Genomic DNA, 7,303 nt, shown 5'->3' with positions numbered 1-7,303 from the left:
AGAGCGTCATCAGCCGAGCCCACGAGTATATGCCAAATCCATGGCCTCGCAAGACTTCGCTGAACAAAATCGCCATCGGAGCCTCTTCGTCTTGGGGCAGCGCTTCGCGCCGCCCCAAGACGAAGAGGAGGCTCCTCCGATAATCCGTGCCACATGGCACTCATCACACTCCTCGACGCCCAACTCGCGTTCGGTCACGTCCCGCTGCTAGATCATGCGGACTTCTCTCTTCTTGAATCGGAACGCATCGGCCTGATCGGCCGCAATGGCGCGGGCAAGTCGTCGATGCTCAAGATACTGGGAGGCCTGGAAAAGGCCGACGACGGCACCCTGCAACTGCAGCAGAACCTGCGCGTCGCCTACGTTGCGCAAGAGCCGGTGCTCGATATGGATGCAGATGTATTCACCGCAGCCAGCCAAGGCCTGGGAAGCGTGATCGCGGTGCGCGATCTCTATCTGTCAGGCGCAGAAGGCCTGGACCTGGACGCCCTCCAGTCGCAGATCGAAGCCTACGACGCCTGGAACTGGGAGCAGCGCGTCGAAGAGACGCTGCACCGCCTCCACCTGGACCGCGACGCCCGCGTCGGCTCCCTCTCCGGCGGTACGCGCAAGCGCGTGGCGCTCGCCCAGGCCTTGGTGGCCGCCCCGGACGTCCTTCTATTGGACGAGCCCACCAATCACCTGGACCTGGACTCCATCGAATGGCTCGAACAGTTGCTGATCGACTTCAAGGGCAGCGTCGTCACCATCACCCATGACCGCAGCTTCCTGAACCGCGTCGCCACCCGCATCGTCGAACTCGACCGCGGCAAGCTGGGCTCCTACCCCGGGAACTTCGAGCAGTACCTCCTGCAGAAGGAAGAGCAGCTCGCCCAGGAGGCCGTCATCAGCGCCAAGGCCGACAAGCTCCTCGCGCAAGAAGAGATCTGGATCCGCAAGGGCGTCGAAGCCCGCCGCACCCGCAGCCAGAGCCGCATCACCCGCCTGCAGGAAATGCGCGCCAGCCGCGTCTCCCGCCGCGAGGTGCAGGGCAGCGTCAACATGGACGTGGCTTCCGGCCAGTCGAGCGGCAAGATCGTGGCCGAGCTCACCGAGGCCACCAAGTCCTTCGGCGAGAAGACCGTCATCCGCAACTTCAGCGGCACCATCCTGCGGGGCGACAAGATCGGCCTCCTCGGCCCCAACGGCGCGGGCAAGACCACGCTGCTGAAACTCATCCTCGGCGAGCTCGAACCCGACAGCGGCAAGATCCGCCGCGGCACCAACCTGCAGGTCGCGTACTTCGACCAGATGCGCGACAAGCTCGACCTGGACGCCACGCTGGAAGACTTCATCAGCCCCGGCAGCGAGTGGATCGAGATCGGCTCGCAGAAGAAGCACGTCAAGAGCTATCTCTCCGACTTCCTCTTCTCCCCCGCGCGCGCCAACTCCCCCGTGCGATCGCTCAGCGGCGGCGAACGCAACCGCCTGCTGCTTGCGCGCCTGTTCGCCCGGCCCGCCAACGTGCTGGTGCTCGACGAGCCGACCAACGATCTGGACATCGACACCCTGGAGTTGCTGGAGAACCTGCTGCAGGACTACGACGGCACCGTGTTCCTCGTGAGCCATGACCGCACCTTCCTGGACAACGTGGTGACCAGCACCATCGCCTTCGAAGGCGACGGCCGCTGGCGCGAGTACGAAGGCAGCGTGCAGGACTGGCTCGTCCAGTCCAAGCGCGCACGCGAGATCGCCGAGCAGCGCCTCGCGGCAGCACCGCCGCCGCCTGTCGCACCCGCGCCCGCCCCGGCGGCCGAGGCCGCCACCAAGGCAACCGCCTCCCGCAAGAAGCTCTCATATAAAGAGCAGCGTGAACTCGAAGCCCTGCCCGCGCAGATCGAAGCCCTCGAAGCCGAGCAGAAGCGCATCACCGAGATGCTCGCGCTCGACGGCGGCGCCATCTACGCCTCGGACGCCTCGCGCGCCGTCGAGCTGAGCGAACGCCACGCCCGGATCGACGACGAGCTGCTCGCCGCGCTCGAACGCCAGGAAGAACTGGGCGTCACGCGTTAATCAAGTCGAGCGCCAACGCCCCGCCTCGCGTCCGCCCGTCCGACGCGGGGCGGGCGCCGACTAGGCTATATATGCGGCTACCCCAATCCCCGGGAATCGCCGCATGCCTTCACCCTTCACGCTCTTCGGCCGATATGCCGTGCTCATCGCGGCATTGCTGCTGGGCGCCTGCGCCCAACTGCCGAAAGACGTCGAGCGCCCCGTCACCACGGCGCTCGCCTCGCCGAACGACACCGCGCTCGGCGCGCTGGTGCGCCAGCGCCGCCAGGCCGACAAGGCCCGCTTCGAGTCGGGCTTCCTGCTGCTGGGCGGCCCGCCTGCCGCGTATGGCAGCCGGCTCGCGCTGATCGAAGGCGCGCAGAAGACGCTGGACCTGCAGTACTACGCCATCCACGCCGATGCGAGCACGGGCCGCCTCGTGCGGGGCCTGCGGGCAGCGGCCGAGCGCGGCGTGCGCGTGCGCATCCTGCTGGACGACTTCCACAGCACCGGCCGCGACGCCCTGGTGCTGGGCCTGGCCTTCATTCCCAACATCGAGATGCGCCTGTTCAACCCGCTCGCGGGTGCGCGCGATTCCACCTTCAGCCGCCTCTTCAACTCGATCGGCGATGCCTCCCGCATCCAGCAGCGGATGCACAACAAGCTGTTCCTGGCCGACAACGTGCTCGGCGTCACCGGCGGGCGCAACCTGGGCGACGCCTATTTCGGCAATGCGACCACCGGCAACTTCGTCGACCTCGACGTGCTTGCGGCCGGCCCCATCGTGCAGGACCTTTCGCGCAGCTTCGACAGCTATTGGAACAACGAGCGTGCCTACCCGGTGCAGTCGCTGGTCTCGCGCGAGGAGTTCCAGGAGATCCGCGAGCGCGCGCGCAAGGCCGACAAGGAACTGACCGACGAAGCCGCCGCGGCGAAGAAGAGCGATCCCGGCGCGCCCGAAAGCAAACCCAAGCCCGGCGCGGCGCCCACCGCCGAACAGCGCACTCGCGCCTGGGACGAGAAACCGCTGGACCTGCGCACCGCCACCTTCGTCTGGGCGCCGGCCGTGATGCTGGCCGACCAGCCCGGCAAGATCCCGGCCGACGCCGGCCCCGGCGCGACGCGCGACCCGGGCCTCGTGGTGAGCCAGTCCGCCGACGCGGGGCGCGCTTCCCGCGCGCCCCGCGCCCCGAACGCGCCGCCGCCCGCGCCGACCTCGGGCCGCACCGCCTCGCTCGAAGCCGCATCGGACGTGGCCGCCAGCGGCGACACCGTGGTCGAAGGCCTGCTGCAACTCATCGGCCAGGCGCGCTCCGACCTGCTCATCATCTCGCCCTACTTCGTGCCCGGCCAGGACATGAAGCAGGCCTTTGCTGCAGCGCATGCCCGCGGCGTGCGCATCCGCGTGCTGACCAATTCACTGGCCTCCAACGACGCGCCGGTCGCGCACGTGGGCTATGCGCGCCACCGCGAAGAACTGCTCAGGATGGGCGTCGAGCTCTACGAGCTGCGCAGCGAGCAGACCACCTTCGGCACGGTCTTCGGCTCCGGCTCCTCGGGCGGTGGCGGCACGGGCAGCGGCAGTGCCACCGGCGAATCGCGCGCAATGCTGCACTCCAAGGTGCTGGTGATGGACGGGCGCCTCCTGGTCGTCGGCTCGATGAACCTGGACCTGCGCTCGCAACTGCAGAACACCGAGATCGCCCTCTTGATCCGCAGCGACGAACTCTCCCGCGTGGCCGGCGAGCAGATCGAGCGCGGTATGCGCGAGCGCTCCTGGCACGTCGAACAGGTCGACGGCGCGCTGGTGTGGCACGCCCCCGAAGGCAGCGGCCTCGCGGACACGACCACCGAGCCCGACGCCAGCGCCACGCTGCGCCTGATGCTCAGGCTCTTCGGCCCGCTGGCCCCCGACCAGCTGCTGTAACCGACCCGGTCAGTGCTTGTGCTGGTGGGCCCCGCCGGCATCGGCGCCTTCGGGGGCGCCCACGGGCAGCGTCACGTCCAGCGCGGTCTTCACGCCCTTGGCGTCTTCGAACTTCAGGGTGAACGGCACGGTCGCGCCCTTGGCCAGCGCGCCCTTCAGGTCCATCATCATCACGTGGTAGCCGCCGGGCTTGAGCTCGACGGTCTGGCCCGCGGGCAGGTCGAGGCCGCCGGCCAGTTCGCGCATCTTCATGGTGTCGCCTTCCATCTTCATCTCGTGCACCTCGGCCACGCCGGCCGCGGGCGTGGAGATGCCGACCAGCTTCGCGCCCGTGGGCGCAGTGAGCTTCATGAAGGCGCCCGTGCCGCTCTGGCCCGGCACCGATTGCCGCACCCAGCCGTCGCGCACGTCGACCGTGGACACGCCCTGCGCCACCACGTTGAGCCTGGCGGCCGGCGCCTTGAGCCCCGCGGTCGAATTGCCCGAGGCAGGCACTTCGGCCCAATCGGCGGCGCCCACGTCGCAGGTCTGCAGCACCTTGAACCACAGCGTGCCCGGCGTGCCCGGCACCTTGCCGCGCAGCACGAACTCGCTGCGCTCCTTGCCGGGCAGCGCGTCCTGCGGGGTCTCGGCGGTCCAGCGCACCTCGCCGTCGCCGGCGTTCTTCTGCACGTCCAGCTTCCAGCCCTTGCGCGCCTGGGCATCGCTCAGCACGAAGCCCTTGGGCAGGCGCACCGCCAGGCCGGTGGTGGCCTGTGCGCCTTCGCAGGCGTGGCCGACGCGGAAGGCGGCGTTGTAGTCGCTGCCGACGGTGGCGCCGCCCGGCGGCAGGGTGACGTGCGCGAGTGCGGCGGCAGCGCCCGCCAGCATGGCGCAGGCGGCCAGGGTCTTGAGGGTGAAGGTGGGGGTGTTCATGTCGGCGTGTCCTTGCGGAAGATGAATGAAAGCGTCAAAGGTCGAACTTGAGTTCGGCCACGTAGGTGCGTTGCGGGTACGGGTGGAAGGCCCAGTACCTGTTGTTGTTCAGGTTGTCGATGCCGACGGCCATGCTCCACTGCCGGTCGATCCGGTAGCGTATGCGCGCGTCGACCACGAAGAACTTCGAGAAGCCCATGTACGCGAAGCCGTTGGGGTCGCTGTTGTCCAGCGAGCCGTATTGCTTGCCGCTGTAGCGCATGCCCACGGTGTAGCTCCAGTTGGCATCCGGCCGGTAGGTGGCGAGCAGCGCGGCGCGCACCTTGGGCACGCGCGATTGCTCCCGGCCGACGCTCGCCGGGAAGCCGCTGTTGGCGGTGATCTTCGAGTTCGTGAGCGTCAGGCTGCCGCTCAGGTCGAGCCCCTTCACGCCCACGTCGGTCGCGTTCAGCGCCACCTCCAGGCCGCGGGTGCGGATGGCGTCGACGTTCTGCACCGTGCTCACGAGGTTGTTGAGCGCCTGGCTGTAGAGCGCGTCCTTCGTGTTCTCGAAGAACAGCGTGGTGCGCAGCATGCCGTCCAGGCCCCAGCCCGTGAGGTCGCGCTCGGCCGTGAGTTCGGTGGTCCACGAGCGCTCGGGGCGCAGGTTCGGATTCGTGTTGACGATGCGGTTGCCGTCGATCGAGCCCTGGTAGAGCTCGCTCACCGTGGGCATGCGCACCGCGCGGCCGGTCGAGGCCTTGAAGAGCCAGTCGGGCGTGGCCTGCCAGGCGATGGCGGCCTTGGGCGAGTCGTAGCTGTTCTTGCGCGGCGCGAAGTCGAGCAGCTTCGTCGCATTGCCCAGCTGCCCGCCGTAGGCCTCCCAGCGCTCGTGGCGCAGGCCCAGCGTGGTCTTCCAGTCCTTGGCGAAGCGCCAGGTGTCCTGCACGTAGAGCGACTGCAGCCGGGTGTTGCCGTTGAAGGCGGAGAACGGCGTCACCGCCGGCCCGTTGATCCAGTCGAGCGTGTTGCCGACGCTGGTGCGCAGGCGCGCCGTGTCCTGCTGGAAGCCGAAGTCGACCACATGCGCGCCCACGCCCTCGGCCGAGCCGGTGGGGCGCCAGGTGCCCGCGGCCTTGAAGGTGTTCCAGCCCGAGCCGCCCATGTCGGTGGTGCGCCCCGGGCCGCCGTCGAAGGCGCCCGGCAGCGGCGTGGTCGGCGTGCGCGAGGTGTCGCTCGAGTAGTCGAACAGGCTCGCCGCCACCTCCCAGTCGAACACGCCGCCGGTGTGGCTCTTCACCGAGAGGCCGTGCATGTAGTGGGTGAGCGCGGTCTCGGTCGGCGCCAGCGCGGCGCTGGGCGCATCCAGGTTGTAGACGCGCCCGCCGATGTTCACCCGCCCCGAATACACGGGCTGCCCGAACGCATTGCGCAGGTACGTGTCGACGCCGCCGTGCGTGGTGTTGTTCCAGGCGCCCAGCGTGTAGGTGGCGCGGATGGTGGGCGAGAAGTCGTAGGCCACCTTCAGCTTGGCCTGCTCCTGCGTGGTGTCGTAGATCGTGGAGCCGCCCACCAGCCACCAGGGCTGGTTCGACGGGTTCAGCCCCAGCACCGCGCCGGTGACCGGCGTGCCGGCGTTGCCCACCGTGCCAGCGCTCAAGAGCCGGTTGCCGAACACCAGCGCCTGCCCCTTGCTGTGCGTGCGCGACGCGCTCAGCCACCACGACCAGTCGCCGCTGCGGCTGCCCAGCGACAGGTCCAGCTGCTGGCCCGCGGGCGACGAATGGCTGTTGTACAGGTCGAAGTTCGATGCGAAGCCGCTCAGCTTGACGTGCGCCTCCAGCTGCGTGGGCATGCGCGTCACGTAGTCGACGACGGCGCCGACCGAGTTGCCCGGGTACGCGGCCGAGAATGGCCCGTAGAGCACGTCGACCCGCTCGATTTCTTCGGGCGACACCATGCCCCAGCGCGGCGCGTAGGTGGCGCCGTTGCCCAGCGGGTTCGACAGCATGATGCCGTCCGCATAGACCATCGAGCGCGCGCTGTTGCCCGTGCCCGAGGCGCGGGTGGCGAGCACCGCGTGGTTGAAGTCGCCGATGTAGCGCTTGCGCACGACCAGGCTGGGCAGGTACTTGAGCGCGTCCTCGGCATCGGTCGCGTTGACCGTCGCTGCGATCTGCTCGTGCGTCACGCCCTCGATGGTGGTGGGGATCTGCGCCGGCAGCGAGGTCGGCCGGCCGCCGGTCACGGTGATGGCGCCGAGCGCCCGGCCGGTGCCGGCTTCAGGCGCATCGGCGGCCGGTTGCTGTTGCGCCCACACGGGCGCGCTGAGGGGAAATGCCATGGCGATCGCCAAGGCGCGGGAATGCTTTTTCACTGGGAACCTGCTCCACGAACTTCAAGCCGGACGGGCCGCGGGCACCCTCGATCGGGCGCACGCGGCTAGGGTTT

At 68.9% G+C, this 7,303-nt stretch carries 4 protein-coding genes; 2 read left to right on the top strand and 2 right to left on the bottom strand.

The annotated features are described in order from the left end of the window. Positions 1–153 precede the first annotated feature (153 nt). Both BM133_RS33225 and BM133_RS33220 read left to right on the top strand, forming a co-directional pair. On the top strand, positions 154–2,052 hold the full coding sequence (locus BM133_RS33225; protein ID WP_093443616.1) for an ATP-binding cassette domain-containing protein: 1,899 nt from the start codon (positions 154–156) through the stop codon (positions 2,050–2,052). A gap of 103 nt (positions 2,053–2,155) precedes the next feature. Next, positions 2,156–3,958: a phospholipase D family protein gene (locus tag BM133_RS33220; RefSeq protein ID WP_093443614.1), complete on the top strand. Its 1,803-nt coding sequence runs from the start codon at positions 2,156–2,158 to the stop codon at positions 3,956–3,958. A 9-nt stretch (positions 3,959–3,967) separates the two neighbouring features. On the opposite strand, the gene BM133_RS33215 is transcribed toward BM133_RS33220, so the two are convergent. Continuing rightward, positions 3,968–4,873, bottom strand: a complete 906-nt coding sequence (locus BM133_RS33215; protein ID WP_093443612.1) for a copper chaperone PCu(A)C domain-containing protein — start codon at positions 4,871–4,873, stop codon at positions 3,968–3,970. Between the two features lie 34 nt (positions 4,874–4,907). After that, positions 4,908–7,196, bottom strand: a complete 2,289-nt coding sequence (locus tag BM133_RS33210) for a TonB-dependent receptor (protein ID WP_093443646.1) — start codon at positions 7,194–7,196, stop codon at positions 4,908–4,910. Positions 7,197–7,303 lie beyond the last annotated feature (107 nt).

The organism is Variovorax sp. 770b2 (assembly GCF_900115685.1).
GTDB lineage: Bacteria > Pseudomonadota > Gammaproteobacteria > Burkholderiales > Burkholderiaceae_C > Variovorax.
The sequence above is the reverse complement of the archived record's forward strand: the minus strand, read 5'-3'. Positions and strand labels throughout refer to the sequence as shown.